Here is a 20313-nt window from a genome sequence, read left to right on the forward strand (position 1 = left end):
CGAAGCCACCCCGCGTGCGTCCGAACCCGAGACCCGGCCCCACCCTGCGCGCACGCCCGAGGAACCGGCCCCCCATGCCCGCCCGAGAACCCGGGCGCACCCCACCCGCCCGAGAACCCGGGCGCACCCCCACGTGCGTCCGGGTACCCGGAGCATCCGGCATTCCGCGGTCTTCAAGGTGCCGAGGGCGACACTCCCCCGACACTCGGTCACTCTCGCGCGCGGCGCGAGGTCGTTCAGCGCAACAGCATGGCCCTCCCGGGTTCGCGCAGCACCCCGGCCACGTCGGTGAGGAAGCGCGCCGCCTCGGCGCCGTCCACCAACCGGTGGTCGAACGAGAGGCTGAGGGTGAGGACGTCGCGGAGGGCGATCTCGCCGTGGTGCTCCCACGGCGTGCGGCGCACGGCGCCGATGGCGAGGATCCCGGCCTCGCCCGGGTTAAGGATGGGGGTCCCGGCATCCACTCCGAAGACCCCGACGTTGGTGATCGAGAACGTCCCTCCGGTCATCGCGGCGGGTGCGGTGCGGCCGGCGCGGGCGGTGGCGGCGAGCTCGGCGATCGCGTCGGCGAGGTCGACGAGCGGGAGTCGGTCGGCATCCGGGATCACGGGCACGACGAGACCGCGGTCGGTCGCGGCGGCGATGCCCAAGCTCACGTAGTGGTGCTCGACGATCTCGCCGGCGGTCTCGTCCCAGCGGGCGTTGAGAGCGGGCGTGCGACCGAGCGCGAGGCACACCGCCTTCGCAACGATCGCGAGCACGCCGATCCGGTGTCCGTCGAGGGCCCGATCGTGCTTCAAGGATGCCAGCAGCTCGGTCGTCGCGGTCACGTCCAGCGTGAGGAACGTCGTCGCGTGCGGCGCGGTGAAGGCGCTTCGCACCATCGCGGCCGCCGTGTGCTTGCGCACCCCGCGGATGGGGGTGCGGGTGACGCGGTGATCGGCCGGGGGGACCGTCGACACGGGTTCGTTCGCGAGGTGCGCGTCGGGCGACGGCATGGTCGTCACGGGGGCAGGTGCCGCGGGCTGCCGCGACGCGTACTCCTCGACGCGCGCGCGCGTCACCGCTTCACCGGGGTGAACCGCGGCGACGAGCACGAGATCGATTCCGTGATCTTTCGCGTACTTGCGCACCGGCGGCGTGGAGCGCGGACGTTCGCGCGGCAGCTCGATCGGGCCGGTGCGCAGCACATCGTGGGGAGCCGCCTCGCGCACCGCGTGATCACTGTCGATGGTCGAGGTCGTCGAACCACGCGCTCGCCGACGCGGGCGGTTTCCCGACGACGGCGCCGCCCCGTACCCGACGAGGTTCGGAGTCGCGCGGGCGGCGATGTCGTCGGCGGCGGTGTCCCCCGGCTCCTCGGCGACAGCTTCGACCGCGCTCCCCTGGGCGGCAGCGGCGCTGCGCTGCGCCGAATCGAGGCGAGAGGCGGGCGCCGGGCTCCCGACATCCGCCCCCTCCACCGCGAACGACACGAGAGGTGAGCCGACCGCGACCACGTCACCGGCCGCCGCGTGCAGTCCCTGAACGGTGCCGGCGTACGGCGAGGGGATCTCGACGATGGCCTTGGCCGTCTCGACCTCGGCGATGGTCTGGTTGAGGGTGACCTCGTCGCCCTCCGAGACGAGCCAGTGCACGATCTCGGCCTCGGGCAGCCCTTCGCCGAGGTCGGGGAGCAGGAACTCGGCGATCATCGGACCCCTCCCTCCGTCGTTGCGACGGTCGGTGCCGCGGCGCCTCGCTCGAGCACCCGGTCCACCGCGTGCAGGATCCGATCCAGATCCGGCACGTGGTGCTTCTCGAGTTTCGACGGCGGATACGGGATGTCGTGCCCGGTCACCCGAGCGGGCGGTGCCTCCAAATACTCGAAGCACTGCTCGGTGATGCTCGCGACCAGCTCCGCCCCCATTCCCGCCTCGCGCGCGGCTTCGTGGGTGACGACGACCCGTCCGGTCTTGCGGACGGATGCCGCGACGGTGTTCATGTCGAGGGGCGAGAGCGATCGCAGGTCGATGACCTCGAGCGAGAGTCCTTCGTCTTCCGCGGCGACCGCGGCATCCAGGGCCGTTCGCACCTGGGCGCCGTAGGTGACGACGGTGGCGTCGCTCCCCTCGCGGGCGACGCGCGCGAGGTGCATCGGCGGGGCGTCGGCGAGGTCGGTGTCCACATCGACCTCGCCCTTCGCGTGGTAGAGCCGCTTGGGCTCGAAGAAGATGACGGGGTCATCGGATGCCACGGCTTGGCGCAGCATGACGTGCGCGTCCTGCGGATTCGAGGGGGCGACGACGCGCAGTCCGGCCGTGTGCACGAAATACGCCTCGGGCGACTCGGAGTGGTGCTCGGCAGCGCCCACGCCTCCCGCCCACGGGATGCGGATGACGAGCGGCATCCGGATGCGACCGCTGCTGCGGTAATGCAGCTTCGCCACCTGGCACACGATCTGGTCGAACGCGGGGTAGACGAAGCCGTCGAATTGGATCTCGACGACGGGCCGGTAGCCGCGGAGGGCGAGCCCCACGGCCGTGCCGACGATGCCCGCTTCGGCGAGCGGGGTGTCGATGACGCGCTGAGCGCCGAAACGCCGCTGCAGGCCGTCGGTGACGCGGAAGACACCGCCGAGTTTGCCGATGTCTTCGCCCATCACGAGCACGCGATCGTCGTCCTCCATCGCGCGGGCGAGCCCGGCGCCGATCGCTCCACCCAGCGTCAGAGAGGTCATCGCGTGCCGTCCTGATCGAACCCGGCGAGGTAGGCGACGTACTCCGCCTTCTGCCTCTCCAGCGGACCGTGCGGCTCCGCGTACACGTGGTCGAACAGGGTCTCCGGCGCGCGCGTGGTGGCGCCGATGCAGGCCGCGCGCACCTCGATGGCGAGAGCGTCGGCGGCGCGGGCGACCTCGGCGAGTCCGGAGTCGTCGAGCACGCCTTGGGCGCAGAGGTACGCCTCGAGCCGCGCGATGGGGTCGCGGCGACTCCAGGCCTCGACCTCGGCGGCGTCGCGGTAACGGGTGGGGTCGTCGCTGGTGGTGTGCGGTCCCATGCGGTAGGTCACCGCCTCGATGAAGGAGGGTCCCTCACCGCGGCGGGCGCGGTCGAGCGCCCAGCGCATCGCGGCGACGCAGGCGAGGGCATCGTTACCGTCGACGCGCATGCTCGGGATGCCGAAACCCGGCGCCCGGCCCGCGAGGGGGAAGGTCGACTGCACGGTGACGGGCTCCGAGATCGCCCACTGGTTGTTGGTGCACACGAAGACGACGGGGGCTCGGAAGGATGACGCGAAGACCATCGCCTCGTTCACGTCACCCTGGCTGGTGGCTCCGTCCCCGAAGTACGCGACGGCGACATCGGTCGAACCGTCGCGCTGCGCGCCCATCGCCCAGCCGGTCGCATGCAGGGACTGCGCTCCGATGATGATCTGGGGCGGGGCGGCGTTGAACACGGTGTGGTCATAGGCGGAGTGCTCTTCGCCGCGCCAGGCGAGCACGTAGTCGGCGGGCTGCGCGCCGCGGCCGAGCAGGACGCCGTGTTCGCGGTAGCTGGGGAAGACGAAGTCGCCGGGGGCGAGCGCGTGGGCCGTTCCGACCTGCGTGGCCTCCTGGCCGCGGCACGGCGCCCAGAGTGCGAGCTGCCCCTGACGCTGCAGGGCGACGCCCTCGGCATCCAGGCGGCGGGTGAGGACCATGTCGCGGTGGAGGGCGCGCAGCTCGTGCGGGGAGAGGTCGGCGATCCAGGGGTCGAGCTCGGGGTCGGCGACACGTGTGCCGTCGGGCTCGAGAACGCGGGCGACGTCGTCCACGTCGCTGATGTGCTCGGGGACTCCGCGGTCGGCGGCTCCGTGATCCGGCGTGGTATGGGTGTACGTCATCGTCTTCCCTCCAGGTGCGACCGGGGCTCCTCGTGAGAGCCGCGGCGGTCCGGGTGCCGGCAGCGGTGCCGACAGGCGCGACGGTACGCGCGGAATGCAGCCCGCTCAAGACCTCGTCGTCATATTGAGCACAGTGCCCATTGCGCTCGGCCTCGGCACTGCTAATGTTTCGCAGCATGAGCAAGCTCGACGCGGTCGACCTCGACCTCCTCCGCGCCCTGTCCGCTGATCCGCGCGCCACCGTCGTCGCGCTCGCCGAGAAGCTCGGACTCTCGCGCAACACCGTCCAGGCGCGCATGAGCCGCCTCGAGCGCGGGGGCGTGTTCCTGTCTTTCGAGCGCACGTTGTCGGCCGAGGCGCTCGGGTTCCCCATCGAGGCGTTCCTGCAGGTGACGGTGCGCCAGGCCGAGCTGCCGACGATCCGCGAACACCTCGCGAAGGTGCCCGAGGTGCTGCAGGCGCACGGCCTGAGCGGCCAGGTCGACCTGCTCGTCCGGGTCGCCTGCCGCGACACGCAGCACCTGTTCGACACCGACGCGCGGATCCTCGCGATCGAGGGCGTCGAACGCACCGAGACGTCGCTCGTGATGGGCGAGGTGATCGGCTACCGCGTCGGTCCGCTGATGGAGCTCGCCCGCGACGACGTCTAGCGAGCACCCGTCTTTTACGGGGCCGGTACCACCGCGATGCTCGCGGTCTCGGTCTTCTGCTCCGCCGGGCTCCCGGCATCCATCTTCACCAGCACGACTCCGACGAGGACCAGCGCCCCGCCCACGAACTGGATCGGCGCGGGAGCCTCCCCGAGCAGCAGCCAGGCGAAGCCCAGGGCGAAGAGCACCTCGCTGAGGCCCACGAACGACGCCAGCCGCGAGCCGATGAGCGGCACCGCGATCACCCCGAGCGCATAGCCGAGAGTGGTCGCCACCGCACCCACCCACAGCAGGGGCAGGATGCCGGGAACCTCGAACCCCGCGAGCGACACCGTGATCGAGGGGGCGGCGAAGGGCAGGATGCCGCTGCCCACGAGCAGCGCCATGACCAGTGTCCCGGTGAGCAGACCGCCGGCGGCGAGGGCGAGCGGCGGCAGGTCATCGCCGGCGCGTCCGGCGATGACGAAGTAGGCGGCCGCGCACACCGCGGCGCAGAGGGCGAAGACGGTGCCCAGCAGGTCGAAGCGTGCACCGCTGATGTCGACGACGAGCACCAGCCCGGCCATGGCGACGACCGAGCCGATCAGCACGGCTCTCGAGGGGGCGCGGCGCGTGCGCACCCACACGGCGAGCACGAGCAGCACCGGCGCGATGTACTGGATCAGCAGGGCCACGGCCACCGGCATCCGCTGCATGGCCGCGAAGTAGAACAGTTGGCATCCGGCTACGGCGGTCAGGCCGAACGCGAGGATCAGCAGGCCGTGGCGGCGCAGGAACCCCGGCTGCCGACGGATGGCCAGGACCAGCGCGGGCGAGAGCAGCAGGGCGGCGACGCCCATGCGCACGAGCAGGACGGTGCCGAGCGACCAGCCGCCGTCGAGCAGCGGCTTGACGAACGGCCCGCTGGACGAGAACGCCAGCGCCGAGGAGACGGCGATGAGCAGTCCGGTGACGGCTCCGGAGCCGTGGCGGGTGGCGCGAGGGAGGGTGAGGGACGACGTGGTCATGCGAAGCCTGCTGTCAGGAGTGAAGAGCGTTTACACTCGTGACAGTACGGCCCCCACCTGTCAGGAGTCAACATGGTCTTCATTCGTGACACCGAACTGGTGCTGCGCGCCGCCGTCGAACTGGTGAACACGCTGCCGCAGACCGATGCGAGCGGGGTCGACACGCTGGCCGAGGTCGCCGATCTCGAGGCGTTCACCGAACGGCACGGCTACACCGGCTCCCGCACCCGCGACGCGCGCGAGCTCGCCGCCGTGCGCGGCATCCGCCCTCGTCTGCTGGAGCTGTGGAGCGCCGATCGCGACGGCGCCGTACCGCTGGTCAACGCCATGCTCGCCGACGGGCGAGCGCTCCCCCAGCTCGTGCGGCACGACGGTATCGACTGGCACATCCACGCGAGCGATCCCGCCGATCCGCTGGCGACACGCATCCTGGTCGAGTCAGCGCTGGCGTTCGTCGACGTCATCCGCGCGGACGAGTACGCCCGGGTGCGCGTCTGCGACGCCGATGACTGCCACGGCGTCTACGTCGACTTCTCGAAGAACGGCTCGAAGCGATACTGCGACGGCGGCAACTGCGGCAACCGCATGAACGTCAACGCGTACCGCAAGCGCAAGGCGGAAGCGCCGGCCTGACGCTCGGACTGGCCCGGATGCACCGACGCACGGGACGCCCGAGCGCTCCGGTGCACCCCCCTCAGCGCACGAACCCTCTATTGGCGGATCCTGCGACCTTTGGGGGCCCCGGTGCACCCCATCTCAGCCCACGAACCCCCGGATCGCGGATGCCGCGGCCTCCGGCGTCTCGTAGTGGATCAGATGCCCCACCCCGGGGATCTCGACCAGCTCGGCGTCGGCGAAGAGGGTGGCGAGGTGACGCTCCGCCTCGATGGGGGTGATGTCGTCTTTCTCGGCGGCGATGAGCAGCGTCGGCTGCGTGATGCGTGGCGCGAACTCCCGCACGTCGTGCGACACGCTCGTCACGAACGCCTCATGCAGCACGTCGCGGTCGGCGAAGCGGGAGAAGTACTCGTCGTGCTGTTCGTGCACGAAGCGGCGCAGGTCGGGGTCGCGGGTCTTGGCCATCGCGTTACTCATCACCCGGACGATGAGAGCGTTCCGCAGCAGCGCTTCGCCGAGCGGTCGCGGCAGCTTCGCTCCGGCCAGGTAGTAGAACACCGCGAGTCGGGTCAGGATGCCGCGCGGCCCCTCGAGAGCCGGCGCGCCGATGGGGTTGACCAGGATCAGCTTCGGCGTCGACAACCCGCCGGCCACGGCCGCCGCCGACACGATCGATCCGAAGGAGTGGCCGAGCACGACGGCACCCGGACACACCGCCTCCACGAACGAGCGCAGCCACTCGGCGTACGTGTGGAGGTCGTGCGCACGGCCCGCGAGGGGCAACGTCTCGCCGAAGCCCGGCAGGTCGGGCGAGATGACCCGGATGCCACGGAGATGCGCGACGACCGGGTCGAGTCCGTGATGCTCGCCGCGGAATCCGTGAACCGCGACGATCGTCGTCTCGACATCGTCGTCGCCGTACACCCAGTAGGCGGTGGTCCCCCCGAGCACCGGGATCTCGCGACGCTCGACGGGGATCGCGGCGAGGAGGTCGGCGTACGGGTTCGGCATGGGGTCGAGTCTAGAAGGGGCGTCCGACATGGGCCTGTGCGCGCGCCCGGGTGCCCTTCGGCAGCCCCTCACCGCGCCGCCGAGCCCCCGGCCGCCCGCGCCTCGGCGCGCCGGACGCAGCGTTCCCGCGCTCCGACCGCACCGTGAGGCATCGACCCCTCCTCCCCCGTGCTCCGCCCTCCCGGCATCCGTCCACGGTCTGCGCGCCTGGACGGCGATGTCGGACCCTCGTTCTACGGTGACCCCATGACCACGTGGCAGGCCGAGCCGCTCCCCCTCTTCCAGACGCCCGAGTGGGCGCGCCTCATCGGCGTGTTCGATCTCGAGACCACCGGGATCGACGTCCGGAACGACCGGATCGTCACCGCGCACGTCGGCGTCCTCGATGCCGACGGCAACGTCGTCGATGCGCGCGACTGGCTGGCCGACCCCGGCGTCGTGATCCCCGACGGCGCTGCCGCGATCCACGGCATCACGACCGAGCGGGCACGGGCCGAGGGTGCCTCCGCGCCGCGCGTGGTCGCCGAGGTCGTCGACGCCCTCGAGGCCCTGTTCGCCGCGGGCATCCCGGTCGTGGCCTACAACGCGCCGTTCGACTTCTCGCTGCTGAAGAACGAGGCCCTGCGTCACGGCGTCGCCCCGATCGCCGCGCCCTCGCCGGTCATCGACCCTCTCGTCGTCGACAAGACGTTCGACCGCTACCGGCGGGGCAAGCGCACGCTGTCCGTCGTCGCCGAGCACTACGCCGTTCCCCTCGAATCGGCTCACGAGGCCTGCGCCGACGCCGTCGCGGCGGGCCGTCTCGCCCTGGCGCTGGCCGAGAGATTCGGCCCCTGGCTGCCCGCCACCCTCGACGAACTCCACACCCGCCAGATCGCCTGGGCCCGCGCGCAGGCTGCGAGCCTCACCGAGTACTTCGTCGAGATCGGCCGGCTGGATGCCACGGCTCCCGCGATCGACGGGGCGTGGCCGATCCGCTGACGTCGACCCGTCGATGCCCCGAGCGTCGGCATCCCTCCTCTCTGCATCCTCTGTGACAGATCCCGTCCTCGTCCGACACCCTCACGAAACGTGAGGCGCCTACGGTGGCGACAACCGCCTCGGCGCCGACCTCCCGAGCGACGCTGCCGGATCTCCTGAACGGACGACAGAACACATGCGCCACGAACCGACAGCGACGCTCCCGCGCGGCCTCGCACTCCGCCGCTCTCTCCTCGCCGTCGGCGCGGCCCTGCTCGCGGCGGGACTCGTCTCCTCCGCCGTGACACCCGCGCAGGCCGACGACGCCGTCGACGGCGCGCGCACGGCGGGAGACACGATGTTCCCGAACGTCGGCAACGGCGGCTACGACGCCCTCGACTACGACATCGACCTCGCGTGGACCCCGGATGCCGTGCAGACCGGCCAGGTCATGGCGGGCAGCCTCGTCGCGACCTCGACGATGACGGCCCGCGCCGCAGCTCCCCTGCGGAGCCTCTCGCTCGACTTCGAGGGGCTCGTGGTCGACGCCGTCACCGTGAACGGAGCCCCCGCCGCGTGGCAGCGCGACGTCGACGCGGGAGCCATCCGACACAAGCTCATCGTCACGCCGGCCAGTCCCATCAACGGGCAGTTCTCGGTGTCGGTCGCCTACCACGGCGTCCCCGTGGCGCACGTCGACGCGGACGGGTCGTACGAGGGGTGGAACGCCACCACCGACGGTGCGACGATGCTCGGTCAACCCATCGGCAACATGACCGGTTTCCCTCACAACAACACCCCGGCAGACAAGGCGACGTACTCGATCTCCCTCGACGTGCCCACGACCCTCGCCGACGTGACAGGGGCGGGAGCGGCCCCGGCGGCCGCGGTCAGCAACGGCGAGCTCCTCTCCCGGACCCCGTCGAGCGACGGCACCCGCACGACCTGGCAGTGGCAGCAGACGAAGCAGATGGCATCCGAACTGGTCATCATCTCGATCGGACGCTACGACGTCATCGAGTCGACGGTCGCCCTCCGCGACGGACGGACCATCCCTGCCTGGTCTTTCGCGGACTCCGCCCTCCCCGCCGCGAACAAGGCGACCGTGACCGCGGCGGTCGACCAACTCGGACCGGTCATCCGCAACCTCGAGACGATCTACGGCCCCTATCCCGGTCAGAGCGCCGGTGTCGTGGTCGACAGCGTCCCCCGCGGCATCAACTACGCCCTCGAGACGCAGGATCGGTCGTTCTTCCCCTCCTCGATCGATTTCAGCACCCTCGTCCACGAGCTCGCGCACCAGTGGTACGGCAACAACGTCTCCCCCACGACGTGGACCGACATCTGGATCGCGGAGGGCATGGCCACATGGGCCGAGACGTTCTCCGACGGCAGCGACGGGTTCGGCCAGGGCACAGCGACGCGCGAGGTGTGGTTCGACTCGTGGAACGGCACACCGGCGTCGGACGAACGCTGGGGTATCGCCCCCGGGGCGCAGACCGACTCGGCCAGCCTCTACGACTTCCAGACGTACACCCGCTCGGCGCAGTTCTGGGCGGCCCTCCGGGTCGCGATCGGCGATGACGCGTTCTTCTCGGTCGTGAAGCAGTGGCAGACGGACTTCGCGGGCACGAGCAGGACCGGCGCCGACCTGCTGGCCCTCTCCGAGAACGTCTCGGGTCGCGACCTGAAGGCGTTCTACCAGGACTGGATCCTGGATGCCGACAAGCCGGCGTGGCCCGACCAGTTCGAGCTGTCCCTGACCACCGTCGCGACGGCGCCTCTCGAGCGCGGAGCCTCGCTGAGCTACACCCTCAGCGCCGAGAACACCGGACTCGTTCCGCTCGCTTCCTCGACCGCGTCGCTCGATCTCTCGGGCGTCCTGAATCGCGCCTCGATCGATGCCGCGACGCTGCCCGCCGGAACGAGCCTGACCGGCGACGAGCTGGTGTGGACCATCCCCGCGACCGACCCGGGTCTGACCGCCACGGCGTCGTTCGAGGTCGAGGTCGACGACGACGCCTCGGGCGGCACGCTGACCGCGCAAGCCACCGCGAGCCTCGGAGGCACGTGCGCCTCGTGCGCGAGCAGCCTCGCCGTACAGCAGTACGCGGTGGATGCGGAGGCTCCCGTGATCACCGGCGACACCGCGGTAGGCTCCACGCTCTCGGCGACGACCCCCGGGTGGACCGCGGGCACGGAGTTCGCGTACTCGTGGGCGATCGATGGGACCGCGGTTCCGGATGCCACGGCCTCGACCTTCGTGATCGCGCCCGCCGCCGAGGGGCGCACGGTGACGGCCACCGTGACCGGATCGCGTGCGGGGTACCTCGACCAGACGCGCACGAGCGCCCCCGTCGGGCCGGTCGTCGCGGCGGCTCCCCTCCCGGGCGCTCCCTCGCCGACTGCGTCGACGGCGGCGCCCGTTCCCGTCGGCGGGCAGCTCGGCATGACCGGAACGGAGGCGCCGATCGCGGCGATCCTGTGGGCGACCGGGGCGCTGGTTGCGGGTGCCGCTCTGTCGGTGGTGACGCTGCGACGCCGCCGGGTCGCGCGCGGACCCGACACGTTCTGATTCGCAGGTGACGAAACGCCCTCGCCTCCTCGATTGCCGGGGCGGGGGCGTTTCGTCGCGGGGAGGGTGCGTGCGTGACGAGACGCCCCGCCTCCCGGACCCGATGTCGGAGGTCCCCGATACCGTTCAGCCATGACCCGAACCGCACGTCCCGCAGACCGGCCGACGCCGGTGTTCCGGGCGTGCGATGGAGCGCCCTGGCCGACGCATGACGAGCTCGATCCGGATGCCGAGTGGGCAGCACTTCGCGAGAGCGGCGACGTCGAGTGGTGGACCGGTATCCAGCCTCAACCCGCAGATGTGGGCGAGTTGTTCGAGATCGAGAGCCTGCTCGATCGGAGTGACGGCACCGGGCACTCGGCATCCGACCTCGACGCGCGACTCGGCCATCTCGAGTCCGTCGTCAGCGAGCGCCAGCGGGCCACGGCCGAGGAATACCGGCTGATCCTCTCGATCCTCGACGACGCCGCGGTCGATCCCGCACCCTGGGTCGGACCCGACCCCACTCTCGACCCCGCCTGGCACGACGCCCGCGGCCGCACGCCCCGAGCCGTCCAGCGCGACCGCGTCGACCTGGCGGAACGGGCCGCCGTTGCGGAGATCGCCGTGCGGCTGCATCTGTCGGAGCAGACCGTGCGTACGCGCGCCGCGCACGCACGCACACTCGTCGGCGGCTGCCCGCAGCTCTGGTCAGCGTTCAGCCACGGTCGCATCTCCGAGAAGCATGCCGTCGACGCAGCGCGCCTGGCGGCGACCCTCCCCGCGGGCGATACGGGTGCCTTCCTCCGCTTCGACGACGGAGCGTGCACCCAGGCGCTCATCCTTCCGCCCGCGAAGTTCGCCGTCGCCGCGCGGGCGGTGCGCGAGCGTGTTCACGCCGAGTCACTCGAGTCGCGGCACCGTCGCGTCGCCGGCGACCGTGGAGTGTGGCTGACGCCGGAACTCGACGGTATGGCCACGATTCACGCGCTCCTGCCTGCCGATCGCGCGAAAGCGGTCATGTCCCGGCTCGATCAGGCGGCGCGTCACCTCCGCGCGTGCGCCGACGAGGATCGCACGCTGATGCAGCTGCGGGCGGACGCCTTCGCCGACCTCGTCACGATGACGAGCGACGACGGGCCGGTTTCGGCCGGGGGTCGCAGCACAGCCAACGAGGCAACGGCCGCTGAAGCGCCGACCCCGAATACAACCTCGACTCTGCGAACCTTCCGCGGCGCTCCCCCGGCGGCCGTCGTCGTCACGATCCCGGCGCTGACGCTCCTCGGCCACGACGTCGGGCCGGCGACCCTCGAGGGATACGGACCGATCGACCTCGACACCGCCAAGCGACTCGCGGGCAAGGCGACGTCATGGATCCGGCTCCTCACGCACCCCGTCACCGGCGCCCCGCTCGTGCTCGACCGCAAGACCTATCGCGTACCGGTCGCCCTTCGTCGCTGGCTCGGCGTCACCTCGCCCACCTGCGTCTTTCCCGGTTGCGGCCGCGCCGCACGAGACTGCGACATCGATCACCGGACCGCGTGGGCCGACGGCGGCACCACCGACGACGACAACCTCGACCCGAAGTGCCGACATCACCATCGACTCCGTCACGAAACGCGATGGACCCCCGCTCGCGATCCCGGCTCGGGCGCCCTGAGCTGGACCTCGCCGCTCGGCGTCCGGTACGACACCGATCCGCCCCCGTTCTGACGCCGCTCGCACGCGTCTCGCTTCGTCGCACGCCTCTTGTTTGACGTCTCACGCGCCGGACTGTTGCCCCGTATGTGGCGCGCCGGGAGGCTCCGGCCGCGGCTCAGTCGAGTCCGCGGTTCCGCACGACTCCCCCGTCTCTGCCTCCCTTTCGCGCTGTTCCTCCCCCGCTTCCGTTCACCCTTCGTCGAGTGACCGCACCAAACGGGCCGGAGCCGTCGCGCGATACGAGGCGTCGATCAACTCAGCCGCTTCGTCGGGGTCGACCGCGTCGAGCTCGACGCCGATCCATCCCTTCGGGCCGAGGTAGGCGGGGATGAAGCACCGCGGGTCCTCGCGGTACGCGGGAGCGTCGTTCGGGTCAGGCTTGACCAGCACGGCATGATCGTGAGCCACCCACGACCCGTCTATGCGCTCGCTTCCGCCGAAGTAGCAGAACGAACGTCGGACGAAGAAGTTCGGCCGACCGTGACTGATCCGTTCGGAAGCCTCGGGGTACGCAAGACACACGGCACGGACCCAGGTCAGGGCCTCATCGTCATCGTCGAACATGCGGGGATGCGCCACCCGCTCATGCTGCCACCGACAGCGACATCGAACCAGACCCGTCAGCGAGCCGAGCCGTCAACGCACGCAGCGGGTCGGGTTGCGCGGCACTCGCAGAGAAACGTCACAGCGGTCCTTCGATGCTCCGTCGGTTCCTGATAGACGCTCCTGCTGCGAGACCGCCCCACCCCGACAACTCCTCGCGGGGAAACGAAGAAACCCCCCGTCCCGAAGGACGAGGGGCTCTCGTAGCGAATCCGCTGAAATTCAACGACCGCCGAAGTTCTTGAAGCGCTGGTTGAACTTCTCGACACGACCGGCCGAGTCCATGATGCGCTGCTTGCCCGTGTAGAAGGGGTGCGAGGCCGACGAGATTTCCACGTCGATGACGGGGTACTCCACGCCGTCGAGCTCGATCGTCTTGTCGCTGGAGACGGTCGAACGGGTGAGGAACGTGTCGCCCGAGCCGAGGTCGCGGAACACGACGGCCTTGTACGTGGGGTGGGTGTCAGTCTTCATGGGAGGTCCTTTGAGAAGTGGTGTCCTGGATTCTGCCAGGACGTCAAAGTCTGCGGCGCCGGAGGCACCAACAGGAGAGTCTACCAGGCCGGGGTCCGAGCGACGGCCAGCCGGGCATCGAACCACGATGCCGACACCCCGACGTGTGGCACTCGGGCCCGCCGCACATCAGCCGAGACCAGACCCCTGAACCGGACTCCCCGCCTCACACCGCCCGCGCGGCGTAACGCCCACCCTCGTGGGTGAGCGCGATCTCCAGGCCGAAAGTCGCCGTCAGGTTCTCTGCGGTCAGGGCCTCACCGAGGGGACCGGATGCCACGACCTCGCCGTCACGCAGCAGCAGCACGTGCGTGAACCCGACGGGGATCTCCTCGACGTGGTGGGTGACCATGACCATCGCGGGCGTCGTCGGCGCCTGGGCGTACCCGGACAGCAGACCTAGAAGCTCCTCGCGGGCGCCGAGATCGAGGCTCGCCGTGGGCTCGTCGAGCAACAGCAGCTCGGGGTCGGTCATGACGGCGCGAGCGATCTGCACGCGCTTCTGCTCGCCATCGCTCAGCGTGCCGAACGTGCGGTCGGCGAGGTGGTCGAGCTTCCACTCGGCGAGCACCCGCAGCGCGCGTCGCTCGTCGATGTCGTCGTAAGCCTCACGCCAACGCCCGACGACCGAGAAGGCCGCGGTCAGGACGACGTCGAGAACCGTCTCCTCCGGCGGCACGCGACGGGCCATCGCCGACGAGGCGAACCCGATCCGCGGACGCAGTTCGAACACGTCGGTTCGTCCGAGCCGCTCGCCGAGGATCGTCACCGCACCGGACGTGGGGTGCAGCAGGGTGTCGGCGAGCTGCAGGACGGTGGTCTTACCGGCGCCGTTCGGTCCGAGGACGACCCAGCGTTCGTCGTCCGCGACCGTCCAGTCGAGGTGGGACACGATGTCCCGACCGTTGCGGCGGACGACGACATCGGAGAACTCCAGCACCTGCGGCATGCGGCTAGCCTAGCCGCGCGCGACCCCCGCCCCGGGCGAGACGCGGCGGCTGGGGACAGCCGATCGCGCCCGATCCGCCCTCGGCGCGCGGAGCTCCGAGCGCCACCCGGCTACCTCCCCGCGACCTCCGCGTACAGCGCCGCGGTGGTCTCGGCGATCGCCGCCCAGCTGAAGTCGTCGATGGCCCGCTGACGACCCGCCTGCCCGTAGGCGCGAGCCGTGTCGGCATCCGTCACGACCTCGGTGAGCACGCGGGCCAGGTCGGAGACGAAGCGCTCGGGATCCACGGGCGTTCCCGTACCGTCCTGCACCTGCTCGATGGGCACGAGTCGGCCGGTGACGCCGTCGACGACGACCTCGGGGATGCCACCGGTCGCGGTCCCCACGACCGCCGCACCGCACGCCATCGCCTCGAGGTTCACGATGCCCAGCGGCTCGTACACCGACGGGCACACGAACGTCGTCGCGGAGGTCAGGATCGCGCACAGCTCGCTGCGCGGCAGCAACCGGTCGATCCAGACGACGCCGTCACGCGTCGCCTGCAGCCCGCGCACCAGCTCCTGCACCTCGGCCATGATCTGGGGGGTGTCAGGCGCACCCGCGCACAGGATCAGCTGCACATCCTTCGGCAGGCGCTCGGCGGCGCGCAGCAGGTACGGCAGACCCTTCTGGCGCGTGATGCGCCCGACGAAGACGACCGAGGGACGCGACGGATCGATGCCGACCGACGCGAGGAAGTCGTCATCCGACACCGGATGCCACGACTCGGTGTCGATGCCGTTGTAGATGACGCGCACCTTGGCGGGATCCAGCGACGGGTAGCTGCGCAGGATGTCGTCGCGCATGCCCGAGCTCACCGCGACGACGGCGGCGGCGCCCTCGTAGGCGGTCTTCTCGATGTAGCTCGACACCGCGTACCCACCGCCGAGTTGCTCGGCCTTCCAGGGCCGCAGCGGTTCGAGGCTGTGGGCGGTGACGACGTGCGGGATGCCGTGGAGAAGGGATGCCAGGTGGCCGGCGAAGTTCGCGTACCAGGTGTGCGAGTGCACCACGTCGGCGCCCGCGACGTCGGAGACGATCTCGAGGTCGGTGCCGAGGGTCTGGATCGCGCCGTTCGCTGAGGCCAGCTCGGCCGGCACGCCATAGGCGGTCGTGTCGGCTTCGTCGCGCGGAGCGCCGAAGGCGCGAACCTGCACCTCGGTGCCCTCGGAACGCAACGCCTTCACCAGTTCCGTGGCGTGGACCCCGGCTCCCCCGTAGATCTCCGGCGGGTACTCCTTGGTCACGATGTCGACGCGCATGAGACGAACCGTAGTACAGCGCGCGGCGCGCCGTACACGTATACCTGCATCCCCCCGCGACCCCTAGTGTGGTGCCATGCCTGCAGCGCCGAAGGTCTTCGGAATCATCCTCGCCGGCGGCGAGGGAAAGCGACTCATGCCCCTTACGGCCGATCGCGCGAAACCCGCCGTCCCGTTCGGCGGCCAGTACCGCCTGATCGACTTCGCGATCTCGAACTTGATCAACTCGGGCCTCAGACAGCTGGTCGTGCTGACGCAGTACAAGTCGCACAGCCTCGACCGCCACATCTCGCAGACGTGGCGCATGTCGCCGATGCTGGGCGCCTACGTCGCGTCCGTGCCCGCGCAGCAGCGCCTCGGCAAGCGGTGGTTCTCCGGGTCGGCCGATGCGATCCTCCAGTCGATGAACCTCATCCGCGATGAGAAGCCCGACATCGTCGCCGTCATCGGTGCCGACCACGTCTACCGCATGGACTTCAATCAGATGCTCGATGCGCACATCGCCTCCGATGCGCGCGCCACCATCGCCGGCATCCGTCAGCCCATCGGACTCGCGAATCAGTTCGGCGTCATCGACACCGATCCGACCGACCCGACGAAGATCCGCGAGTTCCTCGAGAAGCCGCAGAACCCGACCGGGCTCGCCGACGCCCCCCACGAAGTGCTCGCCTCGATGGGCAACTACATCTTCGACGCCGACGCACTGGTCGAAGCCGTGACCCACGACGGCGAGCTGCCGACCTCGGCGCACGACATGGGCGGCGACATCGTGCCCTACTTCGTCAATCGCGGCGAGGCGGCCGTCTACGACTTCCAGCGCAACGACGTTCCGGGCTCCACGCCGCGTGACCGCTCCTACTGGCGCGACGTGGGCACGATCGAGTCGTTCTACGACGCCCACATGGATCTGATCTCCACCCTCCCGATCTTCAACCTGTACAACACGGACTGGCCGATCTACTCGCAGACGTTCAACGCCCCGCCGGCGAAATTCGTGCGCGACTCGGTCGGACGCATCGGCAACGCGATCGACTCGATCGTCTCGCTCGGTTCGGTTCTGTCGGGCACGCACCTCGAGCGCAGCGTCGTCGGACCGTGGGCCCTCGCCGGCGGTGGCTCGACGATCACCGACTCGGTGCTCTTCGACAGCGTGCAGGTCGGCGCGGGAGCGCGCATCCACCGTGCGATCCTCGACAAGAACGTCGTGCTCGAGCCCGGCGCGACCATCGGTGTCGACCGCGACCGCGACCTCGCCCGCGGCTTCACGGTCACCGAGACGGGCATCACCGTCGTCGGCAAGGACGTTCACGTCCACGCGTGAGCTGAGCCGGATCCCGGATGCCGAGGATTCCGGATGCCGAAGGGGCGGTGACCGCGGTGGTCACCGCCCCTTCGGCATCCTGATCCGGTGGCGCTCAGGCACCCACACGCGGGAACGCATCACGGCTGCTCAAACACCCACACGCGCGAACGCGTCACGGCTGCTCAGGCACTCACGCGCGCAACGCCTCACGACTGGTCAGACACCCACACGCGCGAACGCGTCACGGCTGATCACCGCCTTCGCGTCGCGCCGGTTCAGACACCCACGCGCGCGAACGCGTCGCGGCTGATGCCCTTCTCGAGCACGGCCTTCGACCACTCGCGGGCACTGTGCAGGCTGTGGTCGCGGTAGTTGCCACAGCTGTACGCGTCGGTGCCGGGTACGTCGTCCCACTGCACGTCTTCGGCGATCGTGCGCAGCGAGTCGGAGATCGCGTCGACAAGGGATGCCACATCGGGCTCGCCCCACATGATCACGTGGAAGCCGGTGCGGCATCCGAACGGCGAGATGTCGATGAGTCCGTCGATGCGGTCGCGTACGAGGCTCGCGAGCAGGTGCTCGATGGTGTGCAGCCCCGCGGTGGGGATCTCGCCCTCGTTCGGCTGCACGAGACGCAGATCGAAGTTCGAGATGACGTCGCCGCGCGGTCCCGACTCGGAGCCGATCAGGCGCACGTACGGTGCCAGCACGGCGGTGTGGTCCAGGGTGAAGCTCTCGACGTCAGCCATGGGGGGTCCCTTCTCGGAGGTCTGGGGTACCGGAAGAGCCTACGCGCGCCCGCCGACATCGACGTCGGTGTGCGACACGGAACGACCCGGAAGTCACTGTGACGCCGTCCGGGCCTGTCCGGCGTCCGGGCCCGTCGGCACGCTGCCCCTCGCGATCGGCGAGCAACTACGCGACCCGCTAGGGTCGAGCGCGTGCCTGCGCCCGCCCGCTTCCTCGTCGTGCTCGACGCCGACTCCACCCTGATCCGCAACGAGGTCATCGAACTCCTCGCCGACGAAGCCGGTCGCGGCGCCGAAGTCGCCGCCGCCACCGAAGCCGCCATGCGCGGAGAGGTCGACTTCGCCACCAGCCTGCGTTCCCGGGTGAAAGCGCTGACCGGCGTCTCCACCGACGCGTTCGCTCGCGCGATCGCCCGTATCGAGCCCACCCCGGGTGTGCGCGAGCTCATCACCGCGGTCCACGAGCGCGGCGGAGTCGTCGGCGTGGTCTCGGGCGGCTTCCACGAGGTACTCGACACCATCGCCCCCGACCTGGGCGTCGACGTCTGGCGTGCGAACCGCCTCGCGGCATCCGAGGGAGCGCTCACGGGCGAGGTCGACGGGGGGATCGTGGATGCCACGGCCAAAGCCGAGACGCTGCAGGCGTGGGCCGCCGAACGCGGCGTTCCGCTCGCGCTGACATTCGCGATCGGCGACGGCGCGAACGACCTCGAGATGATGGCGGTCGCGGGCCTGGGGCTGGCCTTCAACGCGAAGCCCGCCGTGCGCGAGCGCGCCGATCTCGTGATCGACGCCGTCGACCTCGCCGAAGTCATCGCCCTGCTGCCTCGCTGACCCCATCGCGCGACGCCCGTCCCGAAACCTGCCCGCGCGAAAGACGTCCGCCGTCGCGATGTGCCGGAGCCCGCAGAGGCGCCCGCCACCCGCTCCCGCCGGTCCGTCGGCGGCTCCTCTTCCCGATGTCGGAACCCCGTCCTACGCTCCGAGCATGGACATCATCCTCGTACCCGGACTCTGGCTCACCGCGTCGTCGTGGGACGACATCGTCCCGGCGCTCGAGGCGGCAGGGCACAGACCGCACCCGTTGAGCATGCCGGGCCCCGCGGTCGGCGACCTGGTCATCGACGACTGGGTCGACGCCGTCGTCTCGGAGGTCGACCGTCTCGATCCGCCCGTCGTGCTCATCGGGCATTCCGGCGGGGGCAACGTCGTGTGGGGTGCCGCCGACCGGCGCCCCGAGCGCATCGCCCGCGTCATCCTGGTCGACACGATCGTGCCGCACCCCGGGGCCATGATCTCGGAGTTCCCCGTCGACGACGGCGTGGTGCACTTCCCGGGCTGGGACTTCTTCGATCACGACGACGTGGCCGACATCGACGACGAGACGCGTCGCCGCACCGCGGAACAGGTGGTCGACGTTCCCGGGCGGGTGCCGACCTCCCCGATCACCCTCGGTGACGACCGTCGATTCTCCGTGCCCGTCACGATCCTGTCCGGTCAGCTCGACGCCGAATCCCTGCCGCGCGTGCTCGCGGACTGGGGCGCCTATGCCGAAGAGCTCGGTCGCATCGACGACGTAGAGGTCGTGCACCTCGGTTCGGGCCACTGGCCGCAGTTCTCGCAACCTGCGGAGTTCGCGGAGAAGCTGGTGGCGGCGGTTCGGTGACACCTCCGTCGGCGCTGACCCGGTGCGCCCGTCCGCGAGATCTCGCGTCCGCGCGACGGTCCCGTGCCCTCAGGTCACGAGGCCTCGGTGCCGTGCGTCAGTGACCCATCCCGAGACCACCGTCGACGGGGATGACGGCGCCCGAAATGTACGCGGCATCGTCTCCGGCCAGCCACGTGACGACACCGGCGACCTCGTCGGGCGTGGCGAAACGTCCGGCAGGGATGCTCTTCTTGTACTCCGCCTGCGTTTCAGCGGGCAGTTCGGCGGTCATGTCGGTCTCGATGAACCCGGGCGCGACGACATTCGCGGTGATGCCGCGCCCGCCGAGCTCGCGGGTCAGCGAACGGGCGAAGCCGACGAGGGCGCTCTTGGAAGCGGCGTAGTTGATCTGCCCCGCCGACCCGTAGAGGCCGACGACGCTGGAAATGAGGATGACCCGACCCCAGCGCGCCTTCAGCATGCCCTTCGACGCCCGCTTCACCACGCGGAAAGCCCCGCCCAGGTTGGTGCTGACCACGCTGTCGAAGTCGTCTTCGCTCATGCGCAGCAGAAGGGTGTCTTTGGTCACCCCGGCGTTCGCGACGACCACGGCGATCGGACCCAGCTCAGTCTCGACCTGCGAGAAGGCGGCGTCCACAGCGGCCGCGTCGGTCACATCGGCACGGACGGTGAGCGTTCCCTCGGGGCCCTCACCCGACCGGGCGGTCACGGCGACCTTCCACCCCTCGGCGACGAAACGCTCGGCGATGGAACGACCGATGCCCCGGTTTCCTCCGGTGACGACGACGACGCGGTCCTGGGACATGGTGACACTCCTGTGCGTGCGGGGACGTAACCGGCCCAGCCTAGCGAGCGCCGCCC

At 70.4% G+C, this 20313-nt stretch carries 19 protein-coding genes; 8 read left to right on the top strand and 11 right to left on the bottom strand.

Features of this window, described 5'->3' with window-relative positions:
- Positions 1-236 precede the first annotated feature (236 nt).
- From ASF76_RS07115 to pdhA, 3 genes are read right to left on the bottom strand one after another with little or no spacing between them, the layout of a single operon-like run.
- Positions 237-1694, bottom strand: coding sequence for a dihydrolipoamide acetyltransferase family protein (locus ASF76_RS07115; protein ID WP_055955054.1), 1458 nt, complete (start codon positions 1692-1694; stop codon positions 237-239).
- The gene (locus ASF76_RS07120) at positions 1691-2719 is read right to left on the bottom strand and encodes an alpha-ketoacid dehydrogenase subunit beta (RefSeq protein ID WP_055955057.1); all 1029 of its coding nucleotides are present in this window, start codon (positions 2717-2719) and stop codon (positions 1691-1693) included. The genes ASF76_RS07115 and ASF76_RS07120 overlap by 4 nt, the downstream gene beginning before the upstream one ends.
- Complete coding sequence (pdhA, locus tag ASF76_RS07125) at positions 2716-3864, bottom strand: pyruvate dehydrogenase (acetyl-transferring) E1 component subunit alpha (protein ID WP_055955059.1); 1149 nt, start codon at positions 3862-3864, stop codon at positions 2716-2718. Before pdhA ends, ASF76_RS07120 begins: the two co-directional genes overlap by 4 nt.
- A 176-nt stretch (positions 3865-4040) precedes the next feature.
- On the opposite strand from pdhA, the gene ASF76_RS07130 reads away from it, so the two are divergent.
- Positions 4041-4514, top strand: a complete 474-nt coding sequence (locus ASF76_RS07130) for an Lrp/AsnC family transcriptional regulator (protein ID WP_055955062.1) — start codon at positions 4041-4043, stop codon at positions 4512-4514.
- A 14-nt stretch (positions 4515-4528) separates the two neighbouring features.
- Here ASF76_RS07130 and ASF76_RS07135 read toward each other — a convergent pair whose 3' ends face one another.
- Positions 4529-5521, bottom strand: a complete 993-nt coding sequence (locus tag ASF76_RS07135; protein WP_055955065.1) for an EamA family transporter — start codon at positions 5519-5521, stop codon at positions 4529-4531.
- Between the two features lie 72 nt (positions 5522-5593).
- Here ASF76_RS07135 and ASF76_RS07140 point away from each other — a divergent pair, with 72 nt between their 5' ends.
- The gene (locus tag ASF76_RS07140) at positions 5594-6154 is read left to right on the top strand and encodes a CGNR zinc finger domain-containing protein (protein ID WP_055955069.1); all 561 of its coding nucleotides are present in this window, start codon (positions 5594-5596) and stop codon (positions 6152-6154) included.
- 123 nt (positions 6155-6277) lie between these two features.
- Here ASF76_RS07140 and ASF76_RS07145 read toward each other — a convergent pair whose 3' ends face one another.
- Complete coding sequence (locus ASF76_RS07145) at positions 6278-7150, bottom strand: alpha/beta fold hydrolase (protein WP_055955073.1); 873 nt, start codon at positions 7148-7150, stop codon at positions 6278-6280.
- A gap of 246 nt (positions 7151-7396) precedes the next feature.
- On the opposite strand from ASF76_RS07145, the gene ASF76_RS07150 reads away from it, so the two are divergent.
- The 3 genes from ASF76_RS07150 to ASF76_RS07160 all read left to right on the top strand — a co-directional run bounded on the left by ASF76_RS07150 (position 7397) and on the right by ASF76_RS07160 (position 12377).
- Complete coding sequence (locus tag ASF76_RS07150) at positions 7397-8131, top strand: exonuclease domain-containing protein (protein WP_055955445.1); 735 nt, start codon at positions 7397-7399, stop codon at positions 8129-8131.
- 175 nt (positions 8132-8306) lie between these two features.
- On the top strand, positions 8307-10685 hold the full coding sequence (locus tag ASF76_RS07155) for a M1 family aminopeptidase (protein WP_055955076.1): 2379 nt from the start codon (positions 8307-8309) through the stop codon (positions 10683-10685).
- A gap of 132 nt (positions 10686-10817) precedes the next feature.
- Positions 10818-12377 (top strand): HNH endonuclease signature motif containing protein, encoded by a 1560-nt coding sequence (locus tag ASF76_RS07160; RefSeq protein WP_055955079.1) that lies wholly within the window; start codon positions 10818-10820, stop codon positions 12375-12377.
- Positions 12378-12554: 177 nt separating this feature from the next.
- On the opposite strand, the gene ASF76_RS07165 is transcribed toward ASF76_RS07160, so the two are convergent.
- The 4 genes from ASF76_RS07165 to glgA all read right to left on the bottom strand — a co-directional run bounded on the left by ASF76_RS07165 (position 12555) and on the right by glgA (position 15731).
- Positions 12555-12944 carry an MmcQ/YjbR family DNA-binding protein gene (locus ASF76_RS07165; protein ID WP_235561250.1) on the bottom strand — a complete coding sequence of 130 codons (390 nt, stop codon included), beginning with the start codon at positions 12942-12944 and terminating at the stop codon, positions 12555-12557.
- Between the two features lie 246 nt (positions 12945-13190).
- On the bottom strand, positions 13191-13442 hold the full coding sequence (locus tag ASF76_RS07170; RefSeq protein ID WP_055955082.1) for a type B 50S ribosomal protein L31: 252 nt from the start codon (positions 13440-13442) through the stop codon (positions 13191-13193).
- A gap of 205 nt (positions 13443-13647) precedes the next feature.
- A complete protein-coding gene (locus ASF76_RS07175) occupies positions 13648-14430 on the bottom strand; it encodes an ABC transporter ATP-binding protein (RefSeq protein ID WP_055955085.1) in 783 nt (260 codons plus the stop codon).
- Between the two features lie 110 nt (positions 14431-14540).
- Complete coding sequence (glgA, locus tag ASF76_RS07180; protein WP_055955091.1) at positions 14541-15731, bottom strand: glycogen synthase; 1191 nt, start codon at positions 15729-15731, stop codon at positions 14541-14543.
- A 76-nt stretch (positions 15732-15807) separates the two neighbouring features.
- Here glgA and glgC point away from each other — a divergent pair, with 76 nt between their 5' ends.
- Complete coding sequence (gene glgC, locus ASF76_RS07185) at positions 15808-17052, top strand: glucose-1-phosphate adenylyltransferase (protein ID WP_055955094.1); 1245 nt, start codon at positions 15808-15810, stop codon at positions 17050-17052.
- A 257-nt stretch (positions 17053-17309) separates the two neighbouring features.
- On the opposite strand, the gene ASF76_RS07190 is transcribed toward glgC, so the two are convergent.
- On the bottom strand, positions 17310-17783 hold the full coding sequence (locus ASF76_RS07190; RefSeq protein WP_055955097.1) for an S-ribosylhomocysteine lyase: 474 nt from the start codon (positions 17781-17783) through the stop codon (positions 17310-17312).
- Positions 17784-17975: 192 nt separating this feature from the next.
- On the opposite strand from ASF76_RS07190, the gene serB reads away from it, so the two are divergent.
- The gene (serB, locus tag ASF76_RS07195) at positions 17976-18617 is read left to right on the top strand and encodes a phosphoserine phosphatase SerB (RefSeq protein WP_055955099.1); all 642 of its coding nucleotides are present in this window, start codon (positions 17976-17978) and stop codon (positions 18615-18617) included.
- Between the two features lie 154 nt (positions 18618-18771).
- Positions 18772-19449 carry an alpha/beta fold hydrolase gene (locus ASF76_RS07200; protein ID WP_055955102.1) on the top strand — a complete coding sequence of 226 codons (678 nt, stop codon included), beginning with the start codon at positions 18772-18774 and terminating at the stop codon, positions 19447-19449.
- 97 nt (positions 19450-19546) lie between these two features.
- Here the strand turns inward: ASF76_RS07200 and fabG are convergent, their stop codons facing one another.
- Positions 19547-20257, bottom strand: a complete 711-nt coding sequence (gene fabG, locus ASF76_RS07205; RefSeq protein WP_055955105.1) for a 3-oxoacyl-ACP reductase FabG — start codon at positions 20255-20257, stop codon at positions 19547-19549.
- Positions 20258-20313 lie beyond the last annotated feature (56 nt).

The sequence above is a fragment of the Microbacterium sp. Leaf151 genome, assembly GCF_001424225.1.
In the GTDB taxonomy this organism is placed as follows: Bacteria; Actinomycetota; Actinomycetes; order Actinomycetales; family Microbacteriaceae; genus Microbacterium.